General features: G+C 70.7%; 27 protein-coding genes. 13 read left to right on the forward strand and 14 right to left on the reverse strand.

Features of this window, described 5'->3' with window-relative positions:
* The first annotated feature begins 145 nt into the window (after positions 1-145).
* Positions 146-343: a hypothetical protein gene (locus ACZJYS_RS10925; RefSeq protein WP_146201861.1), complete on the forward strand. Its 198-nt coding sequence runs from the start codon at positions 146-148 to the stop codon at positions 341-343.
* 18 nt (positions 344-361) lie between these two features.
* Here ACZJYS_RS10925 and mnhG read toward each other — a convergent pair whose 3' ends face one another.
* From mnhG to ACZJYS_RS10970, 9 genes are all read right to left on the reverse strand, one after another.
* Positions 362-739, reverse strand: coding sequence for a monovalent cation/H(+) antiporter subunit G (gene mnhG / locus ACZJYS_RS10930; RefSeq protein ID WP_109516663.1), 378 nt, complete (start codon positions 737-739; stop codon positions 362-364).
* Positions 736-1,029: an MrpF/PhaF family protein gene (locus ACZJYS_RS10935; protein ID WP_379650128.1), complete on the reverse strand. Its 294-nt coding sequence runs from the start codon at positions 1,027-1,029 to the stop codon at positions 736-738. Before ACZJYS_RS10935 ends, mnhG begins: the two co-directional genes overlap by 4 nt.
* Positions 1,026-1,373, reverse strand: coding sequence for a Na+/H+ antiporter subunit E (locus ACZJYS_RS10940; protein WP_109516664.1), 348 nt, complete (start codon positions 1,371-1,373; stop codon positions 1,026-1,028). The genes ACZJYS_RS10935 and ACZJYS_RS10940 overlap by 4 nt, the downstream gene beginning before the upstream one ends.
* Entirely contained in the window at positions 1,370-2,896 is a 1,527-nt protein-coding gene (locus tag ACZJYS_RS10945) for a Na+/H+ antiporter subunit D (protein ID WP_493177951.1), read from the reverse strand. The genes ACZJYS_RS10940 and ACZJYS_RS10945 overlap by 4 nt, the downstream gene beginning before the upstream one ends.
* A 5-nt stretch (positions 2,897-2,901) precedes the next feature.
* The gene (locus ACZJYS_RS10950) at positions 2,902-3,285 is read right to left on the reverse strand and encodes an NADH-quinone oxidoreductase subunit K (protein ID WP_109516666.1); all 384 of its coding nucleotides are present in this window, start codon (positions 3,283-3,285) and stop codon (positions 2,902-2,904) included.
* Positions 3,282-3,692 (reverse strand): MnhB domain-containing protein, encoded by a 411-nt coding sequence (locus ACZJYS_RS10955; protein WP_109516667.1) that lies wholly within the window; start codon positions 3,690-3,692, stop codon positions 3,282-3,284. Before ACZJYS_RS10955 ends, ACZJYS_RS10950 begins: the two co-directional genes overlap by 4 nt.
* Entirely contained in the window at positions 3,689-6,007 is a 2,319-nt protein-coding gene (gene mbhE, locus ACZJYS_RS10960; protein ID WP_493177916.1) for a hydrogen gas-evolving membrane-bound hydrogenase subunit E, read from the reverse strand. Before mbhE ends, ACZJYS_RS10955 begins: the two co-directional genes overlap by 4 nt.
* 759 nt (positions 6,008-6,766) lie before the next feature.
* Positions 6,767-7,057: a hypothetical protein gene (locus ACZJYS_RS10965; protein WP_493177918.1), complete on the reverse strand. Its 291-nt coding sequence runs from the start codon at positions 7,055-7,057 to the stop codon at positions 6,767-6,769.
* 269 nt (positions 7,058-7,326) lie between these two features.
* Positions 7,327-7,965 carry a YqgE/AlgH family protein gene (locus tag ACZJYS_RS10970; RefSeq protein ID WP_109516669.1) on the reverse strand — a complete coding sequence of 213 codons (639 nt, stop codon included), beginning with the start codon at positions 7,963-7,965 and terminating at the stop codon, positions 7,327-7,329.
* Between the two features lie 157 nt (positions 7,966-8,122).
* Between ACZJYS_RS10970 and ACZJYS_RS10975 the strand changes: the two genes are divergently transcribed.
* Positions 8,123-8,605 carry a peroxiredoxin gene (locus ACZJYS_RS10975; RefSeq protein ID WP_109516670.1) on the forward strand — a complete coding sequence of 161 codons (483 nt, stop codon included), beginning with the start codon at positions 8,123-8,125 and terminating at the stop codon, positions 8,603-8,605.
* A gap of 37 nt (positions 8,606-8,642) precedes the next feature.
* On the opposite strand, the gene ACZJYS_RS10980 is transcribed toward ACZJYS_RS10975, so the two are convergent.
* Positions 8,643-9,146 (reverse strand): NUDIX domain-containing protein, encoded by a 504-nt coding sequence (locus ACZJYS_RS10980; protein WP_493177922.1) that lies wholly within the window; start codon positions 9,144-9,146, stop codon positions 8,643-8,645.
* Between the two features lie 6 nt (positions 9,147-9,152).
* Here ACZJYS_RS10980 and ACZJYS_RS10985 point away from each other — a divergent pair, with 6 nt between their 5' ends.
* The 9 genes from ACZJYS_RS10985 to ACZJYS_RS11025 all read left to right on the forward strand — a co-directional run bounded on the left by ACZJYS_RS10985 (position 9,153) and on the right by ACZJYS_RS11025 (position 16,212).
* Positions 9,153-9,635 (forward strand): RrF2 family transcriptional regulator, encoded by a 483-nt coding sequence (locus ACZJYS_RS10985; RefSeq protein WP_493177925.1) that lies wholly within the window; start codon positions 9,153-9,155, stop codon positions 9,633-9,635.
* 12 nt (positions 9,636-9,647) lie between these two features.
* A complete protein-coding gene (gene sufB / locus ACZJYS_RS10990) occupies positions 9,648-11,147 on the forward strand; it encodes a Fe-S cluster assembly protein SufB (protein ID WP_109516673.1) in 1,500 nt (499 codons plus the stop codon).
* Between the two features lie 87 nt (positions 11,148-11,234).
* The gene (gene sufC, locus ACZJYS_RS10995; RefSeq protein ID WP_109516674.1) at positions 11,235-11,978 is read left to right on the forward strand and encodes a Fe-S cluster assembly ATPase SufC; all 744 of its coding nucleotides are present in this window, start codon (positions 11,235-11,237) and stop codon (positions 11,976-11,978) included.
* Positions 11,975-13,270 (forward strand): Fe-S cluster assembly protein SufD, encoded by a 1,296-nt coding sequence (sufD, locus tag ACZJYS_RS11000; protein WP_379635351.1) that lies wholly within the window; start codon positions 11,975-11,977, stop codon positions 13,268-13,270. Before sufC ends, sufD begins: the two co-directional genes overlap by 4 nt.
* Positions 13,270-14,523 (forward strand): aminotransferase class V-fold PLP-dependent enzyme, encoded by a 1,254-nt coding sequence (locus ACZJYS_RS11005; RefSeq protein WP_109516676.1) that lies wholly within the window; start codon positions 13,270-13,272, stop codon positions 14,521-14,523. Before sufD ends, ACZJYS_RS11005 begins: the two co-directional genes overlap by 1 nt.
* The gene (sufU, locus tag ACZJYS_RS11010; RefSeq protein WP_109516677.1) at positions 14,523-14,990 is read left to right on the forward strand and encodes a Fe-S cluster assembly sulfur transfer protein SufU; all 468 of its coding nucleotides are present in this window, start codon (positions 14,523-14,525) and stop codon (positions 14,988-14,990) included. The genes ACZJYS_RS11005 and sufU overlap by 1 nt, the downstream gene beginning before the upstream one ends.
* On the forward strand, positions 14,962-15,363 hold the full coding sequence (locus ACZJYS_RS11015; protein WP_109516739.1) for an SUF system Fe-S cluster assembly protein: 402 nt from the start codon (positions 14,962-14,964) through the stop codon (positions 15,361-15,363). Before sufU ends, ACZJYS_RS11015 begins: the two co-directional genes overlap by 29 nt.
* 19 nt (positions 15,364-15,382) lie before the next feature.
* Positions 15,383-15,748 (forward strand): HesB/IscA family protein, encoded by a 366-nt coding sequence (locus ACZJYS_RS11020; RefSeq protein ID WP_109516678.1) that lies wholly within the window; start codon positions 15,383-15,385, stop codon positions 15,746-15,748.
* Between the two features lie 50 nt (positions 15,749-15,798).
* Positions 15,799-16,212: an organic hydroperoxide resistance protein gene (locus ACZJYS_RS11025; protein ID WP_493177937.1), complete on the forward strand. Its 414-nt coding sequence runs from the start codon at positions 15,799-15,801 to the stop codon at positions 16,210-16,212.
* A 45-nt stretch (positions 16,213-16,257) separates the two neighbouring features.
* Here ACZJYS_RS11025 and ACZJYS_RS11030 read toward each other — a convergent pair whose 3' ends face one another.
* Complete coding sequence (locus ACZJYS_RS11030; protein WP_493177940.1) at positions 16,258-17,259, reverse strand: MBL fold metallo-hydrolase; 1,002 nt, start codon at positions 17,257-17,259, stop codon at positions 16,258-16,260.
* A gap of 185 nt (positions 17,260-17,444) precedes the next feature.
* Here ACZJYS_RS11030 and ACZJYS_RS11035 point away from each other — a divergent pair, with 185 nt between their 5' ends.
* The gene (locus ACZJYS_RS11035) at positions 17,445-18,794 is read left to right on the forward strand and encodes a hypothetical protein (RefSeq protein WP_493177944.1); all 1,350 of its coding nucleotides are present in this window, start codon (positions 17,445-17,447) and stop codon (positions 18,792-18,794) included.
* Between the two features lie 4 nt (positions 18,795-18,798).
* Here ACZJYS_RS11035 and ACZJYS_RS11040 read toward each other — a convergent pair whose 3' ends face one another.
* The 3 genes from ACZJYS_RS11040 to ACZJYS_RS11050 all read right to left on the reverse strand — a co-directional run bounded on the left by ACZJYS_RS11040 (position 18,799) and on the right by ACZJYS_RS11050 (position 23,288).
* Positions 18,799-20,055, reverse strand: a complete 1,257-nt coding sequence (locus ACZJYS_RS11040) for a class I SAM-dependent RNA methyltransferase (RefSeq protein ID WP_493177946.1) — start codon at positions 20,053-20,055, stop codon at positions 18,799-18,801.
* Between the two features lie 82 nt (positions 20,056-20,137).
* A complete protein-coding gene (locus tag ACZJYS_RS11045; protein ID WP_109516683.1) occupies positions 20,138-21,328 on the reverse strand; it encodes an acyl-CoA dehydrogenase in 1,191 nt (396 codons plus the stop codon).
* Positions 21,329-21,494: 166 nt separating this feature from the next.
* On the reverse strand, positions 21,495-23,288 hold the full coding sequence (locus ACZJYS_RS11050) for a DEAD/DEAH box helicase (protein ID WP_493177954.1): 1,794 nt from the start codon (positions 23,286-23,288) through the stop codon (positions 21,495-21,497).
* Positions 23,289-23,553: 265 nt separating this feature from the next.
* Between ACZJYS_RS11050 and ACZJYS_RS11055 the strand changes: the two genes are divergently transcribed.
* Positions 23,554-24,237: alpha/beta fold hydrolase (locus ACZJYS_RS11055; protein WP_493177949.1), on the forward strand; the 684-nt coding region annotated here is incomplete at its 3' end.

A 24,237-nucleotide genomic window follows, 5' to 3' on the forward strand; every position in this document is an offset into this window, starting at 1 on the left:
GGGCCTGCGTGCGAGCGCAGAGGGAAGGGTGAATCCGGACAGGCGGGGCCATGGATATGCTTATCCCGCCGCCCTCTTACCTATTGTTACCGACGCGCCGCGCTCCCCGCCGTAACATCATCGCGGATCATCATTGCGAGCCGCCATGCCACGCTTTCGATGCCTCGCCCTCCTGCTGCTCCTCGGCGGCTGCGCCGCCTCGGGAGAGCTGGAGATGACGGAGGAGCCGGACCGGGACGGCATCCTGGTCGGCGGGGAGACCGATCCCTGGCGGTACCGGCCCTACCGCGGGCAGGACGATGCCGCGCTCCTGCCCTATGTGCGCTACAGCCGGCCCTTCTGAGCGGCGCGGCGCCGGCGGTCAGGGCTTGCGGCGGGCACGCTGCTCCAGCGGCTTCTTGGCCCGGCCGATCTCGGCCGCCAGCGCCCCGTCATCGTCGAGGCCGGGCGCCAGGGCGCCCGAGACGAAGGCGGCGCGCCCGAGCAGATGCCCCGAGATGGGGATGGTCAGCAGCAGGAAGAGGATGGCGCAGAGCCCGACCAGCGTGGCGTCCGTCCGCTGCAGTTCCAGCACCACGCCCAGGATCACGAAGCCGGCGCCGAGCGTGCCGGCCTTGGTGGCCGCGTGCATGCGCTGGAACGGGTCGGCGAAGCGCAGCACGCCGAGGGCGGCGGCGAAGAGGAACACCACGCCCAGGAACTTGGCGGCCAGCGCCAGGAGAAGCAGCAGGGTGGTCATCCGCGTGGCCCCTTCTTGCGCTCCAGGAAGGCGGCCAGGGCGCAGGTGGCGACGAAGCTGATCAGCGAGATGCCGAAGGCCACGTCCAGGAATTCGCGCCGCAGCGTGACGGAGGCGACCAGGGCGGCGATGGCCACGGCCAGGCCGGTCAGCATGTCGAGCGCCACGAAGCGGTCGGCATAGCCGGGGCCGTTCAGCATGCGGGCGCAGGTCATGCCGAGCGGGACCATCAGCAGCAGGATGAGCGCCGTCGAGAGCCAGTCGAACAGGGAGGAGAGCGTGGCCATCATCCTTCGATCCTCCGGATCCTGTCTTCAAAGGCGGTGCGGATGCCGGCGATGATCTCCTCCGGCGCCGTGATGTCCAGCGCGTGGATGTAGAGGGTGCGGCGGTCCTCGCTGACATGCAGCGAGCAGGTGCCGGGCGTCAGCGTGATGAGGTTGGCCAGCATGGCCGTGCCGAACTCCGTCCGCAGCGCGATGGGGTAGGCGATGATGCCGGAGCGCATCCGCGGGTCGCGCGCGAAGGCGAGCCGGGCGACGAAGACTGAGGACTTCACCAGCTCCGCCAGGAACACCACCGCGAGCACCGCCATGCCGGCCAGGCGGGGCGGGGAGAGCAGGCGCAGGCTCATGGGCGCGGCTCCACTATCGCGCCGCCCTCCGACGGCACCGCGCCCAGCACGGCGGCGATGTAGTCGGACGGGTCGACCAGCGCCTGCGCGGCGGACTGGGCATAGGCCACGAAGGGCTCCGCCTGCAGGCCGATCGCCACCGTCACCGCCGCCAGCAGCGCGATAGCCGCCAGCATCGGCGCCGGCACGGCGCGGGCGGTGGGGCGCGGCATCAGCGGGTCCTTCCAGAAGGCTTCCATCCAGATCTTGGTCATGGAGTAGAGGGTCAGGATGCCGGTCACCAGCGCCACGGCCGCCAGCCAGCCCTGGCCGCCGCGGAAGCTGGCGTCGATCACCATGAACTTGGCCCAGAAGCCGGAGAGCGGCGGGATGCCGCCGAGCGAGAGGGCGGGCACCAGGAACAGCGCCGCCAGCAGCGGGCTGCGCCGCATCAGCCCGCCGCTCTGGCGCAGGTCGAAGGTGCCGGAGGCGCGGTGGATGGCGCCCGCCAGCAGGAACAGGTTCGCCTTCACCACGATGTGGTGGATGATGTAGAAGATGCCGCCCGCCAGCGCCGCCGGCGTCGCCACCGCCAGCCCCAGCAGCATGTAGCCGATCTGGCTGACGATGTGGAACGACAGGATGCGGCGCACATCCCACTGCACCGCCGCGCCGAACACGCCGAACAGCATGGTGCAGGCCGCCATCACCGCCAGGATCTCGCGCAGGCCGCTGCCCTCCACCGTGAAGATCAGGGTGAAGACGCGGAAGCAGGCATAGACGCCGACCTTGGTCAGCAGCCCGGCGAAGATCGCGGCCACCGTGATCGAGGCGGTGTGGTAGGAGGCGGGCAGCCAGAAGAACAGCGGGAAGTAGCCCGCCTTGATGCCGAAGCCGCAGAGCAGCAGCAACGCCGAGATGGTGAGCGTCAGCGACGGCCCGGCCTGCGGCAGCACCACCGCGAGGTCGGCCATGTTGAGCGTGCCGGCGACGCCGTAGAGCAGCGCCACGGCCATCAGGAAGATCAGCGTCGAGAACAGGTTGAGGACGGCGTACTTCAGCACGCCGTCGAGCTGCGCGCGGGTGCGGCCGATCACCAGCAGCCCCATCGCGGTGATCAGCATCACCTCGAACCAGACATAGAGGTTGAAGATGTCGCCGGTGAGGAAGGCGCCGTTCACGCCGGCCAGCATGCCGTGGAACAGCGGGTGGAAGCCCGCCCGCTCCTCGCGCCGGCGGATGTCGGCCTGGCCGAACAGCCAGGTGGCGAAGGCCATCAGCCCGGTGATGGCGGCCATGGCGGCGCTGAAGCGATCGGCCACGAAGCTGACGCCGAAGGGCGCCGCCCAGCCGCCGAACTGCACGGCCTGCACCCCCTCCGCCCGCACCTGCCACAGCAGCAGCAGGGTGGCGGCGAACATCAGCAGCACGCCGGCGGCGGAGATGGCGCGCTGCGCGGCCAGCCGCTGCCAGCAGCAGGCCGCCAGCGCCGCCGTGGCCAGCGGGATGGCCACCGGCCACAGCACGGCCTGCGCCAGGAGCATGCCGCTCACCGGCGCTTCTCCGGCCCGTCGAAGGGCGTGCCGAGGGATTCGGCGACGTCCAGCCCGGCATTGTCCAGCGTGCCGATCGAGCGCTGCGCCTGCAGCGCCAGCGCCGCGGCGAAGGCGATGAGCGCGAAGCCGATGACGATGGCGGTGAGGATCAGCGCCTGCGGCAGCGGGTTGGCGGCCGCCTCGGACAATGCGCTGCTGCCCGGCTCGATGACCGGCGGCACGGTGGAGGAGATGCGGCCCGAATAGAAGATCACCAGGTTCACCGCCGCCGAGAGCAGCGAGACGCCGAGGATGATGCGCACCACATGCCGCGAGAGCAGCATGTGGACCCCGCAGCCGGTCAGCAGCGCGATGGCCAGAGCATAGATCAGGTTCATGCCTCGGGCTGTTCCTCGTAGAAGCGCAGGATCAGGGCGAGGATGCCGCCCAGCACCGCCAGATAGACGCCGATGTCGAAGGCCAGCGCCGTGCCGCTGTGGAAGTCGCCAGCGTGGAACCACCAATGCGCCAGGAAGGAGCCGCGGTTGACCAGCCCCGGCAGGCCGCTGAGCAGCGCCAGCACCAGCCCCGCGCCCATCAGCGCCACGGGATGGACGCGCACCATGCGGCGCGCCGCCTGCACCCCGTCGGCCATCGCCAGGATGGCGAAGCCCGCCGCCGCCATCAGCCCGCCGACGAAGCCGCCGCCCGGGTCGTTGTGGCCGCGGTAGAGGATGTAGAGCGAGACCACCAGCATCAGCGCGAACAGGAAGCGCGAGAAGGCGGAGAGGATGAGCGAGTTCATGTCGGCTCCTTGCCCTTCGCGCGGCGCGCCAGCAGCCCCCACACCGCCATGGCGGCGAAGGCGACGACGGCGATCTCGCCCAGCGTGTCGATGGCGCGGAAATCGACCAGGATGACGTTCACCACGTTGCGGCCGAAGGCTTCCGGATAGCTGCGGGCGGCGAAGAACTCGGTCAGGCGCAGGTCGAGCGGGGCGGCCGTCATCGCGGCGAGGGCGGCGAAGGTGACGAGGCCGAAGCCGCCGGCCAGCAGCGCGTCCACCCGCCGCTCCCCGGCGCTGCGGGTGGAGGGCGGCCGGATCGGCAGTTGCAGCAGCAGCGCCGCCAGGATGACGACCAGCAGCGCCTCCACCGAGAACTGCGTCATGGCGAGGTCCGGCGCGCCGTTCAGCAGGAACAGCAGCGCCGAGCCGAAGCCGACGATGCCGACCGCCACCAGCGCCGCCGGCAGCGAGCGCATCCGCGTGGCGGCGAAGCCGGCCGCCACCATCAGCCCCACCACCACCGCCGGCGCCAGGCGCAGCCCTTCCAGCGAGAGGTCGATGGCCAGCGGCGGCGCGGCCAGCACCAGCCCCACGGCGGTGACGAGCAGCGTGGCGCCGACCACGGTGGCGGTGTAGCGGCGCTGGTCGCCATTCTGCAGCACCAGGGTGCAGCGCCGGGCCAGGGCCAGCACGCCCTCGAAGGCATGGTTGTAGCCGGCATCGCCCAGCAGCCGGTCCAGCCAATCCAGATGCGCGAGGCGGGCCAGCAGGCGCGGCCACAGCAGGTAGAGCGCGAGGCCGAGCAGCACGGCGAGCGCGCTCAGCCCCAGCATCGGCGTCAGGCCATGCCAGAGGGCGGGGGAGACGGGCAGCGCCTGGCCGACGAGCGCGCTGGCCGCCGGCCCCAGCAGCGGCGCCACGGCGAGGCCGGGCAGCAGGCCCAGCAGTAGCCCCAGCGTGGCCAGCACCGCGGGGCCGAGGAACAGCCCCGGCGTCTCGCCATGGTGCACGGCGCCCTCGCGGCTGCGGCCGAGGAAGAAGGGGCGCAGCGAGACGATGCCGGCGATGGCGACGAACACCGCGCTGCCCAGCACCAGCGCGACGAGCGCGAACCAGCCGCTGCCGGATTCGAGCTGCGCCTCGAACAGGTATTCCTTGGCGATGAAGCTGAAGGTGGGGGGCAGGCCCGCCATGGCCACGGCGGCCAGGGCGGCGGCCACGGCGGTGACGGGCAGGGCGCGGCGCAGCCCGTTGATCTCCACCAGGCTGGTGCGGCCGGTGGCGTGGATGGCGGTGCCGGCGCAGAAGAACAGCGTGGCCTTGTAGAGCGCATGGGCCAGCATGAAGCCCACCGTGGCGGTGGCCGCCACCGGCCCCTCCAGCCCGATCAGCAGCACCAGCACGCCGAGCGAGGAGACGGTGGACTGCGCCAGCACGGCCTTGTAGCCGGTGCGCGACAGCGCCCGCACCGAGGCCACCAGCACCGTCAGCCCGCCGAAGACGATCAGCGCCGTGCCGAAGGCCGGAACCTGCGCGAAGGCCAGGTCGAAGCGCGCCAGCAGATAGACGCCGAGCTTCACCATGGTGGCGGAGTGCAGGTAGGCGGAGGCGGGCGTCGGCGCCTCCATGGCGTTGGGCAGCCAGAAGTGGAAGGGCACCTGCGCCGACTTGGTGAAGGCGCCGAGCAGCACCAGCACCATGATGGTGCCGCACCAGGGCGAGGCCGCGAGCGCCGCGCTGTTCTGCATGGCGTTGCTGAGCGAGAAGCTGCCCAGCTCCATGCCGATCAGCAGGATGCCGGCGAACAGCGCCAGCCCGCCGCCGGCGGTGACGATGAGCGACTGCAGCGCCGCCTTGCGGGCCGAGGCCTTGTAGGAATCGAAGCCGATCAGCAGGAAGGAGACGAGGCTGGTCAGCTCCCAGAACACATACAGCCCGATCAGGCTGTCGGAGAGCACCGTGCCCAGCATGGCGGACATGAACAGCAGGATCAGGGCGAGGAAGCTGGCGCCCTTGTGGGGCGGCTTGTCGGCGAAATAGGCGCCGGCATAGATCGTCACCAGCGTGCCGATGCCGGTGATCATCAGGCCGAACAGGCGCGAGAAGCCATCCAGCCGCAGGTCGAGCGTGATGCCGAGGCTGGGCACCCAGGCCACCTCCTCGACAATGGCCCCGGCGCCTTCAAGGCCGCTGCCGGCGATCCAGAGGAGACCGAAGAGGCTGGCGGGCAGGATCGCCAGAACCCAGCCCGCGCGCTGCCCCAGCCGCAGCGCCAGCGGGCGCGCGAGCGCGGACCCAAGAAAGCTGATCCACAAAATCGCTGAAAGGGGCAACACATTCCTCCTGGCAGCAGCCATCTGTGTATAACATGAAAATTATTTTAGTGAAGTGTCAGGAAAAGAATTCCAAGCAGACCTTCTTCTGAGATTTTCCTGCAGAACATCAAAGTTTTTATTCGGATTTATAGTAAAATGTCAGAAAATAGGCGATAGAACGTAGCTTTATACTGAAGAAACGATGATTAAATTAAGTTAATCATCCATTCTTAAGAACATCATTTCGGGCGGTGAAGTTGCTGATCCGGGGCCTTCATGTCGGCCGTCCGCTACGGGATGGAAAAGGCTGATGCCCTGGGCCGCGACACGGCGCAGGACGCTGGCCTTCTTCCTACAGGATGTCCTGGCGGCAGGCCCTGCTTCCCGACGGCGGCATGGCGCGGCGGGAGCAGGAGGCCGCCGGTGCGGTGGCGCTGGAAGGTCCGGGGGCCGGGCCATGATGCCGCGGCCCTGGGCAGGAAAATCCGCCCTCTTGCCTCTCCGGGAACAGGCTCTCGCCTCTCCGGGAACAGGAAGGCATGGCTGAAGAGAGTGGGCTTGGCCGCTTGTTGCGGGGCGGGGACGCCACGCAGGGTGCTCGCCTGCTCCGCACCTCCTGCCGCGCTATCGCCGCGCGGGCAAGGCGCCCGGAAGAGGTGGGGCCGGATGGCTAGAGCATCTTCACCCGGCCGGACAGGATCGTCAGGGCAGGCGAAGACGCTCGCGAAAACAACGATCCGGGGCGTATTCCGTGAGCCAGTGCGGACGGGAAGCGACCTAGTGGGCCACGCCGCAAACGGTGTTCCGGACAGCGAAGGGAAGGGCGGTGGGGCAGAGCTGCCACAGCTTCTCATAGGCCATGATGAGGCCTTCCAGCGCACGGTTGCGGGCTTCGCCCGGCGCCATGCTCTGCAACTCCATTTCCAGGAGTTCCAGCAGGATCAGGCCGCAATAAGGATCGCCTTCGTCACAGGCCTGATGAAAAGCGCTCAGGAGCTTTTGGGATAAGCAATCATGCTGCTTTAGGCGGATCGCACGCGAGGGAGTGCGGTGGAACTGGGAGGCCATCGAGGCGCCCTTCGATCACAAGTATGTGATTTATTTATACACGATATCTTCCGGGGCTGTTAGGGATTTTTGCCCCGCACAAAATATTTCTTCTCAGGAATAATTGCCAGGCTCGAGCTTGCCCCTCGCGCTGCGTGGCTGAAAGGGCCGGAAGCCGGAAAGAGGCGGCCGCCACCGCCTTTCCCCGCGGAAAGACGGCTCAGCCGGCGGACGGAACCCAATCGTACGCTGTGCCATTCCGCCCAGCGGCAGGGCGGGCCGCCGGCACCTCAGGCGTGGCCGGCGGTGCCGGAAAGAAGCAGGGGATCGATGCGCAACTTGGCCAGGGCCTGGCGCCATTTCTCGTCCGGCATGCCCTCGAAGAGCAGGGTCTCGTCGGGCGTCACGTTCAGCCAGGCATTGCGCTGGATCTCGTCCTCCAGCTGGCCGGGGCCCCAGCCGGCATAGCCCAGCGCCAGCAGCCCCTGACGCGGCCCGCCGCCGCCCGCGATGGCCTTGAGGATATCGACGCTGGCGGTCAGGGCCAGATCGCCGGTCACCTTCAGGCTGCCCTCGCTCGACCAGTCCGTGGTGTGCAGGACGAAGCCGCGGCCGCCCTCGACCGGCCCGCCGGCCAGCAGGCGGATCTGCCGGTGCGGCGGCAGGGGCTCGACCTCCAGCTGCTTCAGCAGCTCCTCGAAGCTCAGATTCTCAAGGGGCTTGTTCAGCACGATGCCCATGGCGCCATCGGCCGAGTGGGCGCAGAGGCAGATGACCGCGCGAGCGAAGCGCGGGTCCTGCATGCTCGGCATGGCCACCAGGAGCTGGCCGCCCAGGTATTCCGCCTGCAGGCCACCAGGGCGCCCCCAGCCCGTGGTGGGCCGGCGGGAAGCTTCCGGGAATTCGTCCTCGCGTGCACGTCTTGCCATCGTGAAAACAAGATGGCGGCGGGGGGCGGCGCGCGCAAGGATCGCGATGCCCAGGGCCGGGCGGAATGGCGTGGCGGCGGAGGCGGGGCGAGGCAGGCTTGGTTGACAGCGGGTGCGCCGGCGTGAAATGCCCGCAGACCCAGAGGAGAACGGTCCGATGTCGATCCAAGTTGGTGAGTCGATTCCCGCGCTGACGCTGACCCAGGCCACCGTGGAAGGCCCCCGCGAGCTGACCACCGAGGCCCTGTTCGGCGGCAAGACCGTGGTGCTGTTCGGCGTGCCCGGCGCCTTCACCCCTACCTGCTCGGCCAAGCACATGCCGAGCTTCCTGCAGAATGCCGAGGCGCTGAAGGCCAAGGGCGTCGACACCATCGCCTGCATGGCGGTGAACGACCCCTTCGTGATGCAGGCCTGGGCCAAGGACCAGGATGTGGGCGAGGCGGTGGTGATGCTGGCCGATGGCTCGGCTGCCTTCACCAAGGCGCTCGGCCTGGAGCTGGACCTGACGGCGCGCGGCCTCGGGGTGCGCTGCCAGCGCTTTGCCCTCGTCGCCAAGGACGGCAAGGTGGCCTATCTCGGCGTCGAGCAGCCTGGCGCCTTCGAGGTGTCGAGCGGCGAGGCGGTGCTCGCGGCGCTCTGAGCGCCGGGCCGGGTTCGGCCCTTGCTGGCGGCCCCTCTCAGGCCGCCACCTCCAGGCGGCGGTTCTCCCGCCCCTGGAACCAGATCAGCGGCCGGGTGGCGCGCGCCGCCTCCGGCATCGCCAGCCAATCGCGGAACTCGCCCAATACCCGCGCGGTGATCGGCGCCACCGGCAGCGCCAGCACCCCCTCCAGCGGCAGCCAGGCCAGCTGCTCCAGCTCGCCCGAGCCGGAGAGCGTGCCCTCCGCCGCCTCGGCCGGCGCCACCAGGAAGCGGGCGTTGAAGCGGATCGGGCTGCGGGCGGGGGTCACGGCGCGGCAGAGATAGTGCAGCCGGTCCAGCGTCGGCAGCGGCCCGCCCAGGCGCAGCCCCGTCTCCTCCTCCAGCTCGCGCGCGGCGGCGATGGCCAGGGCGCGCGCCAGCCGCGGCGGCGCGCGGCGCTCCAGCGCGGCGCGGGTGTCGGGGCGCAGCTCGGTGGCGGCGGGGGCGGTGCGGTCGGCCAGGTCCACCCGGCCGCCAGGGAAGACCAGGCGGTTGGGCATAAAGCGGTGGCCGGCGGCGCGCATGCCCATCAGCACCTCCACCGTGCCTTCCCGCGCGGCGCCACCGGCATCGCCGAGCCCACGGTGGCCAAGGTGCTGAAGGCGCTGGGCCATGCCGGGCTGGTGGAAGGATTGCGCGGCGCGCGCGGCGGCTACCGCCTGGGCCGCCCGCTCTGCGCCATCCCGCTCTCTGACGTGATCTGTGCCATCGACGGGCCGATCGCGCTCACCGCCTGCGTCGATGGCGCCAGCGGCTGCTGCGAGACGGAGACGATCTGCCCCGTGCGCGGCCGCTGGGACCCGGTGAACGAGGCGATCCGCGCCGCGCTCTCCGCCATCTCCATGGCCGAGCTGGCGGCGCCCCGGACCGTCGCGCGTCAAAAATCCCCGCCGGCGGATGCCGGCCGAAAATCCCCGCCGGTGGACACCGGCCGTAAATCCCCGCCGGCATCGCCGGCCCGCCTGCCTGCCCATCCGCCTGCCGAGTAAGGGGTCCAGACCATGCCAGCCGTTACCGAGACCATCGACGCCGTCGCCTCCGTCACCCAGGGCACCTACAAGTACGGCTTCGAGACCGAGATCGACATGGAGTTCGCCCCGAAGGGGCTGAACGAGGACATCGTCCGCTTCATCTCGGCCAAGAAGGAGGAGCCGGAATGGCTGCTGGAATGGCGCCTGAAGGCCTTCGCGCTGTGGAAGACGATGGCGGAGCCGCGCTGGCCGGCGGTGAGCTATCCGCCGATCGACTACCAGGATGCCTATTACTACGCAGCCCCGGTGAAGAAGGACGGGCCGAAGTCGCTCGACGAGGTCGATCCCGAGCTGCTGCGCACCTATGAGAAGCTCGGCATCCCGCTGAAGGAGCAGGCGATCCTGGCCGGCGTCGAGGGCGCGGGGGACACCCCCGCCGAGGGCGGCCGCCTGCCGATCGCGGTGGACGCGGTGTTCGACAGCGTCTCGGTGGCCACCTCCTACAAGGAGCGGCTGGGCAAGGAAGGCATCATCTTCTGCTCCATCTCCGAGGCGGTGCGCGAGCACCCCGAGCTGGTGCGGCAGTATCTCGGCTCCGTGGTGCCGCAGGGCGACAACTTCTTCGCCGCGCTGAACTCGGCGGTCTTCACCGATGGCAGCTTCGTCTACATCCCGAAGGGCGTGCGCTGCCCGATGGAGCTGTCCACCTATTTCCGCATCAACGCCAAGAGCACCGGCCAGTTCGAGCGCACGCTGATCATCGCCGAGGCGGGCAGCCATGTGAGCTACCTCGAGGGCTGCACGGCCCCGATGCGCGACGAGAACCAGCTGCACGCCGCCGTGGTCGAGCTGGTGGCGATGGACGACGCCACCATCAAGTACAGCACGGTGCAGAACTGGTACCCGGGCGATGCCGAGGGCCGGGGCGGCATCTACAACTTCGTCACCAAGCGCGGCGCCTGCCGCGGCGCGCGCTCCAAGATCTCCTGGACGCAGGTGGAGACGGGCTCGGCCATCACCTGGAAGTACCCCTCCTGCATCCTGCAGGGCGATGATTCGGTGGGCGAGTTCTACAGCGTCGCCATCACCAACAACCGCCAGCAGGCCGATACGGGCACCAAGATGTTCCATATCGGCAAGAACACGCGCTCGACCATCATCTCGAAGGGCATCAGCGCCGGCTACGGCCAGAACACCTATCGCGGCCTGGTGAAGATCAGCCCGAAGGCCAGCGGCGCGCGCAACTTCACCCAGTGCGACAGCCTGCTGATCGGCGACCAGTGCGGCGCCCACACCGTGCCCTACATCGAGAATCGCTGCATGACGGCGAAGACGGAGCACGAGGCCACCACCAGCCGCATCGCCGAGGACCAGCTCTTCTACTGCCGCCAGCGCGGCCTGTCGGAGGAGGATGCGGTCGGGCTCATCGTCAATGGCTTCTGCCGCGAGGTGTTGAAGGAACTGCCGATGGAGTTCGCGGTGGAAGCGCAGAAGCTGCTGCAGATCAGCCTCGAGGGCTCGGTCGGCTGAGGCCACACGGGAATCCGGCGCGGCGCGCCAAGCGGGAATATCACGGGCGGCTCCCCACCGCCCGCCGAGGACGGAACTGGAAGAAGCATGTTGAAGATTGAAGGGCTGACCGCCGAGATCGAGGGCAAGGAGATCCTGAAGGGGATCGACCTCGAGGTGCCGCAGGGCGAGGTGCACGCCATCATGGGGCCGAACGGCTCCGGCAAGTCCACCCTCTCCTATGTGCTGGCCGGGCGCGAGGGCTACGAGATCACCGGCGGCACCGCCACCTTCAACGGCCAGGACCTGCTGGCCATGGAGCCGGAGGAGCGCGCGGCCACGGGGCTGTTCCTGGCCTTCCAGTACCCGGTTGAGCTGCCGGGCGTCGGCAACGCCAACTTCCTGCGCACCGCGCTGAACGCGCAGCGCCGGACCAAGGGCGAGCCGGAGCTGGACGCGATGCAGTTCCTCAAGACCGCCCGCGCGCGGATGAAGGAGCTGTCGATGCCGGAGGACATGCTGAAGCGCGGCGTCAATGTCGGCTTCTCCGGCGGCGAGAAGAAGCGCAACGAGGTGCTGCAGATGGCCCTGCTGCAGCCGAAGATCGCCATCCTCGACGAGACCGATTCCGGCCTCGACATCGACGCGCTCAAGATCGTGGCCGATGGCGTGAACGCCATGCGCGGGCCGGAATTCTCGGCGCTGGTCATCACCCACTACCAGCGCCTGCTGGACTACATCGTGCCCGACAAGGTGCATGTGCTGATGGGCGGCCGCATCGTGCAGACGGGCGGGCCGGAGCTGGCGCACCAGCTGGAGGCGAGCGGCTACGGCTCGGTGCAGGCGGCATGAACGCCTCTGTCGAAAACAGCCTGAGCGAGGCGGGCGCGGCCGGCTTCCTGCACCGCTACGAGGGGCTGCGCGCCCGCCTGCCCGGCATCGGCCTGCCCTGGCTCGCCGCGCTGCGCGACGGCGCGGCGGAGGCCTTCCGCGCCCAGGGCTTCCCCACCCGCCGGGTGGAGGCGTGGAAGTACACCGACCTCGCCCCGCTCACCCAGGCCGGCTTCGGCGAGCCGCTGACGCCGGTGGAGAGCGCCCTGCCGCTGCCGCGCCACGCCGCGCCGAAGCGGGTGGTGTTCGTCGATGGCCGCTTCAGCCCCGAGCTGTCGGACACGGATGTACCGGTGCGCAGCCTGGCCCGGCACCTGCCGGAGCTGGAGGGGCGCCTCGGCACCCTGGCGAGGGTCGATGACCTGCCGCTGGTGGCGCTGAACACCGCCCTGTTCGAGGATGGCGCGCTGATCGAGCTGGCGCCGGGCGAGGATGGCGGCGTCATCGAGCTGCTTTCCGTCACCCGCGCCGACCGGCCGGTGACCTCGCATCCGCGCCACCTGGTGCGGCTGGCGGAGGGCGCCAAGCTGGTGCTGATCGAGCGCAGCTGGGGCCATGGCGAGAGCCGCTACCTGCACAGCCCGGTCTTCGAGGTCGAGGTGGCCGAGGGCGCGCACATCACCCATGCGCGCATCCAGCAGGAGGCGCGCGCCGGGCTGCACCTCTCCACCGTCTTCGCCCGCGTGGCGGCGGGCGGCACCTATGACAGCTTCCTGCTGCATGCCGGTGCCCGCCTCTCCCGCTCCGAGGCGCATGTGGCGCTGGTGGGGCCGAAGGCGGCGGCGCACCTGAACGGCGCGCAGCTGCTGGGCGATGGCCAGCATGGCGACTGCACCACCTTCCTCGACCACGCGGCGCCGGACTGCCCGAGCCGCCAGACGGTGAAGACGGTGCTGGCCGGCCGGTCGCGCGGCGTGTTCCAGGGCAAGATCCATGTCCATCAGGTCGCCCAGCGCACCGATGGCTACCAGATGAACCAGGCCCTGCTGCTCTCCGACCAGGCGGAGATCGACAGCAAGCCGCAGCTCGAGATCTATGCCGACGACGTAAAGTGCAGCCACGGCGCCACGGTGGGCGAGCTGGACGAGGACCAGCTCTTCTACCTGCGCGCCCGCGGCATCCCCGCCGCCGTGGCCCGCTCCATGCTGATCGAGGCCTTCCTGCAGGAGGCGATCGACGGCGTGACCGAGGAGTCCGCGCAGGCCGCGCTCTCCGAGGCGGTCGCCGGCTGGTGGGAAAGGAACGCGGCGTGATGGACGGGGTGGTGGCGCCCAGGGGCCAGGGTGCGTTCGACGTGGCCCGCATCCGGCAGGATTTCCCGATCCTGTCGGAGAAGGTGCGCGGCAAGGATCTGGTGTTCCTCGATTCCGGCGCCTCCGCCCAGAAGCCGCGCGCGGTCATCCAGGCCATGACGCGGATGATGGAGAAGGCCTATGCCAACGTCCATCGCGGTGCCTACCACCTCTCGGAGAGCGCCACCGAGGCCTATGAGGGCGCGCGCCGCGCCGTCGCCGGCTTCCTGAACGCGGCGGATGAGCGGGAGATCGTCTTCACCGGCTCCTCCACCGCCGCCATCAACCTCGTGGCGCACAGCTACGGGCGCGGCGTGCTGAAGGCGGGGCAGGCGGTGCTGATCTCCGAGATGGAGCACCACGCCAACCTCGTGCCCTGGCAGATGCTCAAGGCCGCGCATGGCACCGAGCTGCGCGTGGCGCGCGTGACGGATGCGGGCGAGCTGGATCTCGAGGATGTCGCGGCCAAGCTGGCCGATGGCAAGGTGGGGCTGATGGCCGTCACCCACATGTCCAACGTGCTGGGCACGGTGACGCCCGCCGCGCGGCTGGCCGAGATGGCGCATGCCCATGGCGCGAAGCTGCTGCTGGACGGCTCCCAGGCCGCCGTGCACCGGCGCGTGGACGTGCAGGCGCTGGGCTGCGACTTCTACGTCTTCACCGGCCACAAGCTCTACGGCCCCACCGGCATCGGCGTGCTGTGGGCGCGGATGGAACTGCTGGAGGCCATGCCGCCCTTCCTCGGCGGCGGCGACATGATCAGCGAGGTCACGCTGGAAGGCTTCCTGCCGGCGCCGGTGCCGGCCAAGTTCGAGGCGGGCACGCCGCCGATCATCGAGGCGGTCGGGCTGCACGCGGCGATCGACTATGTGCAGGGCATCGGCATGGAGGCCATCGAGGCGCATGAGCGCCATCTGGTGGACCGCGCCATGACCCGCCTCTCGGCGGTGGAGGGGCTGACGCTGATCGGCCACGCGCAGGACCGCGGCGGCGTCTTCGCCTTCGCGCTCGACAACGCGCACGCCCATGACCTGGCGACATTGCTGGACCGCGTGGGGATCGCGGTGCGCTCGGGCCGCCATTGCGCCGAGCCGCTGCACGCACGATTTAACGTGGAAAGCACCTGCCGCGCTTCCTTCGGTCTCTACACCACCGAGGGAGAGGTCGATTACCTCGCCGAGGCGCTGGGCAAGGCGCGGGAGTTCTTCCGCTGATGTTCGACGATCTGCGCGATCTCTACCAGGAAGTCATCCTGGACCATGGCCGCAAGCCGCGGAACTTCCGCCGGCTGGAGGAGGCCGACCGCGAGGGCCGCGGCGACAACCCGATGTGCGGCGACCGCATGCAGCTCTGGGTGAAGCTGGCCCCCGATGGGCGGCTCGCCGATGTCGCCTTCCAGGGCAAGGGCTGCGCCATCTCGATGGCCAGCGCCAGCCTGATGACCGAGACGGTGCGCGGCAAGACGCAGGAGGAGGCGCGGGCGCTGGCGGAGAAGTTCCGCGAACTGGCGATGACCGGCACCTGCCCCGATTGCGGCGGCGCGCTGGAGGACGAGATGGAGCGGTTGCAGGCGCTGGGCGGCGTGCACGAATTCCCGAGCCGGGTAAAGTGCGCAACGCTCGCCTGGCACACGCTGAACGCCGCGCTGGACAATGCGGACAAGGAGGCGAGCAGTGAGTGACGGTACCCCCGCACCCGAAGCCACCACGGAAGCGCACGCGGCCTGGACGCCGGAGGGCGAGACCGCGCCGCGCGTCTCCGAGGACGCGGTGATCAACGCCATCGCCCAGGTCTATGACCCGGAGATCCCGGTCAACATCTACGAGCTGGGCCTGATCTACGCCGTCGAGCTGAGCGAGGCCGGCGCCGTCAAGGTCGAGATGACGCTGACCACCCCTTCCTGCCCCTCGGCGCAGGAGCTGCCGGGGCAGGTGGAGGAGATGGTCCGCACCATCCCCGGCGTGACCGATGTGGCGGTCGAGATCGTCTGGGACCCGCCCTGGGACCCCTCGCGCATGAGCGAGGACGCCCGGCTGGCCCTGAACATGTACTGAGCGCGAGAAGGATCGAGGCATGAGCACCACCACCGAGCCCCGCCCGCGCCGTGCCCTGCCGCCGCTGATGCAGCTTTCCGACACGGCGGCGGAGCGGCTGCGCGGCCTCTACGAGAAGGGCCAGCAGGGCCGCCTGCTGCGCATCGCGGTCAAGACCAAGGGCTGCTCCGGCATGGCCTACGACCTGGGCTGGACCGATGCGCCCGGCCCCGGCGACGAGGTCGTGACCGACAAGGGCGTGACCGTGCTGGTCGACCGCAAGGCGACGCTGTTCCTGCTCGGCACCACCATGGATTACGAGGTGAAGGCGATGTCCGCCGGCTTCACCTTCACAAATCCGAATGAGAAGGGACGTTGTGGGTGCGGGGAGAGTTTCCACGTCTGAGCCGGCGCCCCATCTGCGGGCCTGGCTGAAACCGACAACGGAGGAACAGCATGGCTCTCTATACCGGCAGCGCGACGGCAACCGGTGGCCGCAACGGCCACGTGGACAGCAGTGACGGGCTGATCAGCCACGACCTTTCCATCCCCAAGGAGATGGGCGGGCCGGGCAAGGCGGGCGCCACCAACCCGGAGCAGCTTTTCGCCGCCGGCTACGCCGCCTGCTTCGGCAGCGCCGTGGATGCGGTGGGGCGGCAGAAGAAGCTGGACACCACCGGCGCCACCGTCACCTGCGATGTCGGCATCGACAAGGTGGAAGGCGGCTTCCAGCTTTCCGCGAAGCTCAAGGTGAAGCTGCCGGCGCTGGAGAAGGCGCAGGCGCAGGAGCTGGTCGAGGCGGCGCACCAGATGTGCCCCTATTCCAAGGCCACGCGCGGCAATATCGACGTCTCGCTGGAAGTCGTCTGAGGCTGGCGCCGGGCGGGGGAGCGGTTGCTTCCCCGCCCGGCGGCGTCACACCGCGCTGGACCAGGTGGCCGGCACGAAGCGGTAGCCCTCTCCCTCCTTCGCCACATAGCCATTGGCGGGGAAGGGGAAGTGGTAGCCGATGCAGCGGATGCGGTCCGTCGCCACGCGGTCGAACATGCGGCGGCGCGTCGCCTCCGCCATCGCCGCGTCCATGTCGAAGATCAGGTGCCAGCCCGGATTGCGCAGGTTCAGCTCGGGGCGGTTCGTGACGTCGCCCAGCAGCATCGCCTGGTCGTTGCCATCGGCCAGCAGGTAGCTGGTGTGGCCCGGGGTGTGGCCGAAGCTCGGCACCGCCTGAACCCCCGCCACCACCTGGCCGGCGCCGTCGATCTGCCGGATGCGCGCCTTGTAGGGCTCCAGCCGCTTGCGCACATTGGCGAAGGCGCCCTTCATCGCCTCCGGCGCGCGGCTCGCCTGGCCCTCATCCATCCAGAAATCGTATTCGGCCTTGGGCAGCACGACCTCGGCATTGGCGAAGACCGGCTTGCCCTCGGCATCGGTCAGGCCGGTGATGTGGTCGCCATGGAAATGCGTCAGCACGATCAGCGTGACGCGGGCCGGGTCCAGCCCGGCGGCCTTCATGTTGGCCGGGATGTTGCCGGCGGTGGCGCCGAGCTGCCCGCCCGTGCCGGTGTCGAACAGCACGAGGCCGTCCGGCGTCTCCAGCACCGTCACGGTGTAGGGGATGTCGAGATGGCCGGTGGGCAGGAAGGCCTCGCGCAGCGCGGCCTCCACGGCAGCGGGCTCGGCATTGCGGACGAAGCCCTGGGTGGGGTTCGGCCGGCGGCCGAAGCCGTCATGCACCACGGTCACCACCCGGCTGCCGAGGCGGAAGCGGTAGAAGCCCGGCGCCTGCTGCGTGCCGCCCGCCGCGGCGGGGGCGGCGGCGCCCTGCGCCAGGGCGTCGGCCATGCCGAGGCGCAGCAGCGCCGGCGCCATGGCCAGCGCGCCGGCCGCCTGCAACAGGGTGCGTCGATCGAGTTCCATCCTCACCTCCCACATGCCCGAAAGGGCACCGGGCAGAAGGGTGGGTTGTTCGTGGCGCGGGTCAAGCCCATCTGCCACCGGCCCGGCGAAGGGGCGGGGGCGGCGCCGATATCGCCGCTTGCCGGCTTCTGCTATGCGGGCGCGATGGAACGCGACCCTGGCGGGGCCAGGGCGTGGAGAGGTCAGTGACGAGCGTAACCCTGCCGCATCAGCCCGCCGCGAGGCCGGACATCCTTCTCGACACTGGGCGCGTGGCGGCCCTCTACCAGAAGCGGGCGGGTGAGACGCTGATCGTCTCCTTCGCGCCCCGGCAGGAGCGCCCTTCCATCTGGGGGCAGTCCTTTCTCGGCCGCTTCGGCGTCTCGCTGCTGGGGCTGACGGATTATCATGCCAGCTGGTTTCCCGAGCAGGACATGGCGCAGATCCTGCCGCGGCTGGAGGGGCTGCTGGCCGGCTACCGCCGCGTGATCCTGTATGGCTTCAGCATGGGGGCCTATGCCGCGCTGAAGTACAGCGGCCGCCTGCGGGCCGGCGTGACGCTGGCCTTCTCGCCCCAGTTCTCCATCGAGCCCGGCCGTGTCGGGCATTTCGATCATCGTCGCACCCGTCTCTTCCACCGCCCGGAGCTGCATGACGGGATGCAGATCGTGCCCGGCGATCTCGCCGGCCAGGCCGTGCTGTTCTTCGACCCGCTGTTCCGCGAGGATGCCAGCCACGCGGCGCTGATCGCGCAGGCGGGACCGGTGGCCTGCGTTCCCACGCCCTTCTCGCGGCATGATTCCATCCGTTTCGCCGTCAGCACCGGGCTGGTGGAGGACCTGCTGCGGGAGGCCGTGCGGCAGGGCGGGGTGGATGCAGGCGCGGCGCGGCGCCAGCGCCGGGCGCGGCGCCTGCTCTGCCCGGATTACGTGCGGGCGGTGGCCGGCCTGCTGGACCGCCGGAGCGGCCCGGAGAGCGGCATGTGGCTGCTGGGCCGCGCTCTGGCGGCGGGCAACGACGCGCCCGCCCTGCATCTGGAGCATGCGGAGCGCCTGCTGGACGAAGCCCGCGTGGCCGAGGCCGAGGCCGCCCTCTGCGCCCTGCCCGAGACGCTGAAGCCCGCCCAGCAGGCGGTGCTGGCCGATGTGCAGCGCCGCCTCGCCCTGCACACCGGCCAGGATGCGCCCGACCCGCGCGCCTTTCCCGCCGGGGATGCGGCCTGGGCCGAGACGGCCGAGTTCGTCCGCCAGCGCCGGCTGCCGGGTGAGACGGTGCTGGCGCCCGCCTCCTTCGGCACGATCCTGGAAGGCTGCGCGGCGGCGCTGCCGGAGGCAGCGAGGCCGGACTGGGCCGTGGTCCGCAAGAGCGCCATGGCCGGCCTCGGCCATCCCCGCCTGCGGGAGCTGGCGCGCAACACCACGCCGGTCTTCGCCAATGCCGAGTTCGTGGTCTGGGCGCGCCAGCCCAGTTTCGGCATGGTGGATCTGCGCGGCACGCCCGAGGTGCGGGCCATGCTGCGCGACATCGAGGGGATGTGGGGCGAGATCGGCGCCTGAGCGCCTACTTCCCCCGCGCGCGCGGCCGCTCGAACACCACCACCGCCTCCAGCTGCGCCGACCACAGGAACTGGTCGATCGGCGTGGCCTGCGCCACGCGCCATCCGGCGGCGTGCAGCAGCTTGCCGTCGCGCGTCAGCGCCGTGGGATTGCACGAGACGTAGATGATCCGTTGCAGCGCGCTGCGTGCGAGCGCCGGCATCTGCTCGGCGGCGCCGGCGAAGGGCGGGTCCAGCACCAGCGCCGCGAAGCTCTCCAGCTCCTTCGCGCTCAGCGGCTGCCGCGCCAGGTCCCGCCGCGTGGCAGTGACGCGGCCGCCCGCCTTGCGCGCCGCCGCGTCCAGCGCCGCCACGGCCTCCGGCGCCCCCTCGAAGGCGGCGACGCGGGCGCGCTCCGCCAGCGGGAAGGAGAGGGTGCCAAGCCCGGCATGCAGCTCCGCGATGCGCGCCTTGCCGGTGAGCTTCGGCAGGCCATCCAGCACCGCCGCGACGATGGCGGCCTCGCCCTGTGGCGTGGCCTGCAGGAAGGCGCCGGGCGGCGGCGCCACGCTCACGCCCGCGAAGGCGATGCCCACCGAACCAAGCTGCGCCAGCGTCTCTGTGGCGCCGCCCTTCAGCCCGGCGCCGGCGATGCGCGGGATGCCCTGCGCGGCGGCGAAGGCGGCCAGCGCGGTGCGCTCCTGCACGCCGGGGGCGCCGTCCAGCCGCAGCAGCAGGTCCGGCCCCGTGTCCAGCAGGTTCAGCACCGCCGAGCCCTCGCGGCGGAAGGATTGCAGCCCGCGCAGCAGCGCCCGCAGGGGCTCGAACAGCGCCACCAGCGCCGGGTCCAGCACATGGCAGGTGGAGAGGTCCTCCACGGCGCCGCTGCCGCGGCCGTGGAAGCCCAGCACCACGCTGCCATCCGGGCGGCGGCGCAGCGCCAGATCGGCCCGGCGGCGGGTGGCGGGGGGCGTGACGCGGGTCTCGGCCACTGGCGCATCCTCGAAGCCGGCACGGGCGAGGGCCTCGGCCAGCCGGTCCCGCTTCCAGGCGGCATAGGGGGGGATGTCCCAGTGCTGCAGCACGCAGCCGCCGCAGGGGCCGAAATGCGGGCAGGGGGGCGCCACACGCTCGGGGCTCGGGGAGAGCACCACCGGGCCTTCCGGGCGCACCACCTCGCCAGGGAGCACGCCGGGGAGGAACAGGCGGGCGCCGTCCGGCGCGGTGGCCACGCCATCGCCGGCGGCGCCCAGGGCCTCGATCGTCACTTGCACCGGCAGCATCCCTTCAAACGCAACAAGGGGGGCTTTGCCCCCCTTGGAAACCCCCGACCAGGAACCTGAGGTTCCTGGACCTCCCCTTTGTTCAGCCGAAGGCGTTCAGGCCGGTCTGGGCACGGCCCAGGATCAGCGCGTGCACGTCATGCGTGCCCTCGTAGGTGTTCACCGCCTCGAGGTTCATGACGTGGCGGATGACATGGTACTCGTCGGCGATGCCGTTGCCGCCGTGCATGTCACGCGACACGCGGGCGATGTCGAGCGCCTTGCCGCAGCTGTTGCGCTTGCAGAGGCTGATCATCTCCGGCGCCACGCGGTGCTCGTCGAACAGCCGGCCGAGGCGCAGCACGCTCTGCAGGCCCAGCGTGATCTCGGTCTGCATGTCGGCCAGCTTCTTCTGGACGAGCTGGGTGTTGGCCAGCGGGCGGCCGAACATCTTGCGCTCCATGGTGTAGGTGCGCGCGGCGTGCCAGCAGAACTCGGCCGCCCCCAGCGCGCCCCAGGCGATGCCGTAGCGGGCGCGGTTGAGGCAGGAGAACGGGCCCTTCAGCCCCTTCACGTCCAGCCGGTTCTCCTCCGGGACGAACACCTCCTCCATCATGATCATGCCGGTGGTGGAGGCGCGCAGGCTGAACTTGCCCTCGATCTTCGGCGCGGTCAGGCCCTTCATGCCCTTCTCGAGCACGAAGCCGCGCACGTCGCCCGCATCGTCCTTCGCCCAGACGACGAAGACATCGGCGATCGGGGAGTTGGTGATCCAGGTCTTGGAGCCGGAGACCAGGTAGCCGCCATCCACCTTCTTGGCGCGGGTGCGCATGGAGGAGGGGTCGGAGCCGGCATCGGGCTCGGTCAGGCCGAAGCAGCCGACCAGCTCGCCCTTCTGCATCCCCGGCAGCAGCCGGTCCTTCAGCGCGTCCGTGCCATAGGCCCAGATCGGGAACATCGCCAGCGAGGACTGCACCGAGAAGGCGGAGCGGTAGCCGCTGTCCACGCGCTCCACCTCGCGGGCGATCAGCCCGTAGGAGACGTAGTTGACGCCGGCGCAGCCATGGCTGTCGAGCGTCGCGCCCAGGAAGCCCATCTCGCCGAACTCGTTCATGATCTCCCGGTGGAAGACCTCGTGGCGGTTGGCCTCCAGCACGCGCGGGAACAGCTTCTCCTGGCAGTAGTCGCGCGCCGCGTCGCGGATCATGCGCTCATCTTCGGAGAGCTGGTCTTCCAGCAGCAGGGCGTCGTCCCAGACGAAGCTCGGCTTGGCGGCTTGGGTCACGACATTCATGGGGTTTCTCTCCTGCTGGTGCCGGCCCTGCTGGAGCCGGTGTGGGCGCGCATGGGGCCCGGACGCCGATATCGATGGCGGAGAGTGGCCCCGTTGTCCCCGCGCGGCAATCGCCGCCGCCCGCCCCGCCCGTAGCTTCGGGAGGGCCGGGCGGCGCGGTTCGGTCTCAGGCGGCTTCCGCCCCCCGCTCGCTGTCCAGCTCGGCCGGCGACTCGGCGGCGCCGGTATCGCGCTGCGGGCGCGGGATCGGGATGAGCATGAAGGCGGGGACCATGTCGCCGAAGCCACGCACTGGCGGGCCCAGATCGTCCCGCTCGCGGCGGTTGTCCTCGCGCCGGTGCTCGCGGCGGCGGTCGTCCCGGTCGCGCGGAGCGCGTGCCTCGTCCCGCTCGCGCGGAATGCGGGCTTCGTCCCGCTCGCGCGGAATGCGGGCTTCGTCCCGCTCGCGCGGAATGCGGGCTTCGTCCCGCTCGCGCGGAGCGCGTGCCTCCTCGCGCTCGCGCGCGGGGCGGGCCTCCTCGCGGCGTGGGCCGTGCTCGGCGCCCGGCTCCGCCTCGGGGCGCAGACGATTGGCGCCGCGGCGAACGATCTCCTTCTCGCCGCGCTCCTTCTCGCCACGGTCCCTCTCGCCCCGGCGCGGCTCGGCGGCACGGCCGCCCTTGCCGGCGGGCCGGCCACGACCACGCCCGCCACGCGGCGCGGCGGCGGCCTCGGCCAGCTCCTCCTCCGTCACCGGGTCCAGCCCGGGGATCTCGATGCGCGGGATCGGCTTGCCGGTCAGCTTCTCGATCGCCTCCACCAGCTTCACGTCATCGGCGGTGGCGATGGTGTAGGCGCGGCCCTCGCGGCCCGCCCGGCCGGTGCGGCCGATGCGGTGGACATAGTCCTCGTCGCGGAACGGCACGTCGAAGTTGAAGACGTGGGACAGGCCACCGATGTCGATGCCGCGGGCCGCCACGTCGGAGCAGACCAGCAGCTGCAGCTCGCCCGCCTTGAACTTCTCCAGCGTCGCGAAGCGCACGGACTGCGGCAGGTCGCCATGCAGCGCGCCGGCGGCGAAGCCGTGCTTGCCCAGGCTCTTGTGCAGGATGTCCACGTCGCGCTTGCGGTTGCAGAAGATCAGCGCGTTCTGCACGTCCTCGCTGCGGATCAGCCGGCGCAGCGCCTCGCGCTTGTCGTGCGGCTGCACCAGGGCGAGGCCGGCGGTGATGGTGGTGGCCACCGAGGCGGGGGCGGAGACGGTGATGGTCTTGGGGTTCTGCAGGAAGGCATCGGCCAGCCTGCGGATCTCGGGCGCCATGGTGGCGCTGAAGAACAGCGTCTGGCGCAGCGGCGGCAGCATGGAGACGATGCGCTCGACATCGGGGATGAACCCCATGTCCAGCATGCGGTCCGCCTCGTCGATCACCAGCACCTTGCAGTCGGCCAGCATGACGCGGCCGCGGTCGAACAGGTCGAGCAGGCGGCCGGGCGTCGCGATCAGCACGTCCACGCCCTTGTCCAGCACGTCCCGCTGGTCGGACATGCTCTCGCCGCCGATCAGCAGGGCATGGTTCAGCTTCATGTGCTGGCCGTACTTGACGAAGTTCTCGGCCACCTGCAGCGCCAGCTCGCGCGTCGGCTCCAGGATCAGGCTGCGCGGCATGCGCGCCTTGGCCCGGCTGCCGGCCAGGATGTCCATCATCGGCAGCACGAAGCTGGCGGTCTTGCCGGTGCCCGTCTGGGCGCAGCCCATCACGTCGCGGCCCATCAGCACCACCGGGATGGCCTGCTCCTGGATCGGCGTGGGGTGCACGTAGCCGGCCTCGGACACGCCGCGCAGCAGGGCCTCGGACAGCCCCAGATCCTCGAAGGTGGCGCGCGGCGGCTCCGGCTCGGCGGGCGAGACAGCGGCCTCGGCCAGCTCGGCGGGCGGCACGGCGGCTTCGGCCGGCACGGGGGGCGTGGCCGGGTTGGTCATGGCATCGGAAAGCTCGTCTTCGGCCACGCGGGGCGCGGTCACGTCAGGCTGATCGCTCAAGGGCAGTCGGTTCCTTCGCCGGCATGCGGCGGGATGTGTGCGGGCGGCCACGCGAAAGCCACGCGGCCAATCTCCGGATCTCCGAGACCCGCATATGCGCCGCTCGCACCGGCTTGGCAAGGTTTTCCACCGCTCGCCGGGCCATTCCCTGCCGCATTTGGTGTGGTTGCCGGCTCGGCGCCAGGGGCGTAACAGCAGGAGCGTGATGCCGAACCGACACGACCTGCTGCTGCTGCCCGGCCTGCTGTGCGACGCGCGGCTGTGGCGCGACCCGATCGCGGCCCTGGCCGACCTGGCCGAGTGCCAGGTGGCCGACCTGACCCTGGACGACACGCTGCGCGGCATGGCGCTGCGCGCGCTGGAGGCGGCGCCGCCGCGCTTCGCCCTGGCCGGGCTGTCGATGGGCGGCTACGTCGCCTTCGAGATCCTGCGCCTGGCGCCGGAGCGGGTGACGCGGCTGGCGCTGTTCGACACCTCCGCCCGCCCCGACACGGAGGAGGCGGCGCGCCGCCGCCGCGGCCTGATGGCGCTGACCCGCACCGGCCAGTTCCGCGGCGTCACGCCCCGGCTGCTGCCCAGCCTGCTGCACCCCGACGCGGTGGAGGGGCCGCTCGGCCACGAGGTGCGCGCCATGGCCGACCGGGTGGGGCGCGAGGCCTTCCTGCGGCAGCAGCTGGCCATCCTGCAGCGCCCCGACTCCCGGCCGATGCTGCCGGAGATCCGGCTGCCCACCCTGGTCGCGGTGGGGGAGCAGGACATCCTGACCCCGCCCGAACTGGCCGAGGAGATCGCCGCCGGCATCCCCGGCGCGCGGCTGGAGCGCATTGCGCAATCGGGCCACCTGCCGACGATGGAGCAGCCCGCCGCGGCTGCGGCCCTGATGCGGGGC

It is taken from the genome of Roseomonas sp. TS2 (assembly GCF_058833935.1).

Coding starts and splice junctions, on each gene's coding strand:
- ACZJYS_RS10945 (WP_493177951.1), bottom strand. CDS start 2,896: ATGCTCCTGGCGCAGGCCGTGCTGTGGCCGGTGGCCATCCCGCTGGCC.
- ACZJYS_RS10955 (WP_109516667.1), bottom strand. CDS start 3,692: ATGAACTCGCTCATCCTCTCCGCCTTCTCGCGCTTCCTGTTCGCGCTG.
- ACZJYS_RS11005 (WP_109516676.1), top strand. CDS start 13,270: ATGGACGGGGTGGTGGCGCCCAGGGGCCAGGGTGCGTTCGACGTGGCC.
- ACZJYS_RS10950 (WP_109516666.1), bottom strand. CDS start 3,285: ATGAACCTGATCTATGCTCTGGCCATCGCGCTGCTGACCGGCTGCGGG.
- ACZJYS_RS10925 (WP_146201861.1), top strand. CDS start 146: ATGCCACGCTTTCGATGCCTCGCCCTCCTGCTGCTCCTCGGCGGCTGC.
- sufC (WP_109516674.1), top strand. CDS start 11,235: ATGTTGAAGATTGAAGGGCTGACCGCCGAGATCGAGGGCAAGGAGATC.
- ACZJYS_RS10940 (WP_109516664.1), bottom strand. CDS start 1,373: ATGAGCCTGCGCCTGCTCTCCCCGCCCCGCCTGGCCGGCATGGCGGTG.
- ACZJYS_RS11050 (WP_493177954.1), bottom strand. CDS start 23,288: ATGACCAACCCGGCCACGCCCCCCGTGCCGGCCGAAGCCGCCGTGCCG.
- sufU (WP_109516677.1), top strand. CDS start 14,523: ATGTTCGACGATCTGCGCGATCTCTACCAGGAAGTCATCCTGGACCAT.
- ACZJYS_RS11030 (WP_493177940.1), bottom strand. CDS start 17,259: ATGGAACTCGATCGACGCACCCTGTTGCAGGCGGCCGGCGCGCTGGCC.
- ACZJYS_RS11045 (WP_109516683.1), bottom strand. CDS start 21,328: ATGAATGTCGTGACCCAAGCCGCCAAGCCGAGCTTCGTCTGGGACGAC.
- ACZJYS_RS10980 (WP_493177922.1), bottom strand. CDS start 9,146: ATGCCCAACCGCCTGGTCTTCCCTGGCGGCCGGGTGGACCTGGCCGAC.
- sufB (WP_109516673.1), top strand. CDS start 9,648: ATGCCAGCCGTTACCGAGACCATCGACGCCGTCGCCTCCGTCACCCAG.
- ACZJYS_RS11020 (WP_109516678.1), top strand. CDS start 15,383: ATGAGCACCACCACCGAGCCCCGCCCGCGCCGTGCCCTGCCGCCGCTG.
- sufD (WP_379635351.1), top strand. CDS start 11,975: ATGAACGCCTCTGTCGAAAACAGCCTGAGCGAGGCGGGCGCGGCCGGC.
- ACZJYS_RS11040 (WP_493177946.1), bottom strand. CDS start 20,055: ATGCTGCCGGTGCAAGTGACGATCGAGGCCCTGGGCGCCGCCGGCGAT.
- ACZJYS_RS10965 (WP_493177918.1), bottom strand. CDS start 7,057: ATGGCCTCCCAGTTCCACCGCACTCCCTCGCGTGCGATCCGCCTAAAG.
- ACZJYS_RS10970 (WP_109516669.1), bottom strand. CDS start 7,965: ATGGCAAGACGTGCACGCGAGGACGAATTCCCGGAAGCTTCCCGCCGG.
- ACZJYS_RS10935 (WP_379650128.1), bottom strand. CDS start 1,029: ATGATGGCCACGCTCTCCTCCCTGTTCGACTGGCTCTCGACGGCGCTC.
- ACZJYS_RS11025 (WP_493177937.1), top strand. CDS start 15,799: ATGGCTCTCTATACCGGCAGCGCGACGGCAACCGGTGGCCGCAACGGC.
- ACZJYS_RS10975 (WP_109516670.1), top strand. CDS start 8,123: ATGTCGATCCAAGTTGGTGAGTCGATTCCCGCGCTGACGCTGACCCAG.
- ACZJYS_RS11015 (WP_109516739.1), top strand. CDS start 14,962: ATGCGGACAAGGAGGCGAGCAGTGAGTGACGGTACCCCCGCACCCGAA.
- mnhG (WP_109516663.1), bottom strand. CDS start 739: ATGACCACCCTGCTGCTTCTCCTGGCGCTGGCCGCCAAGTTCCTGGGC.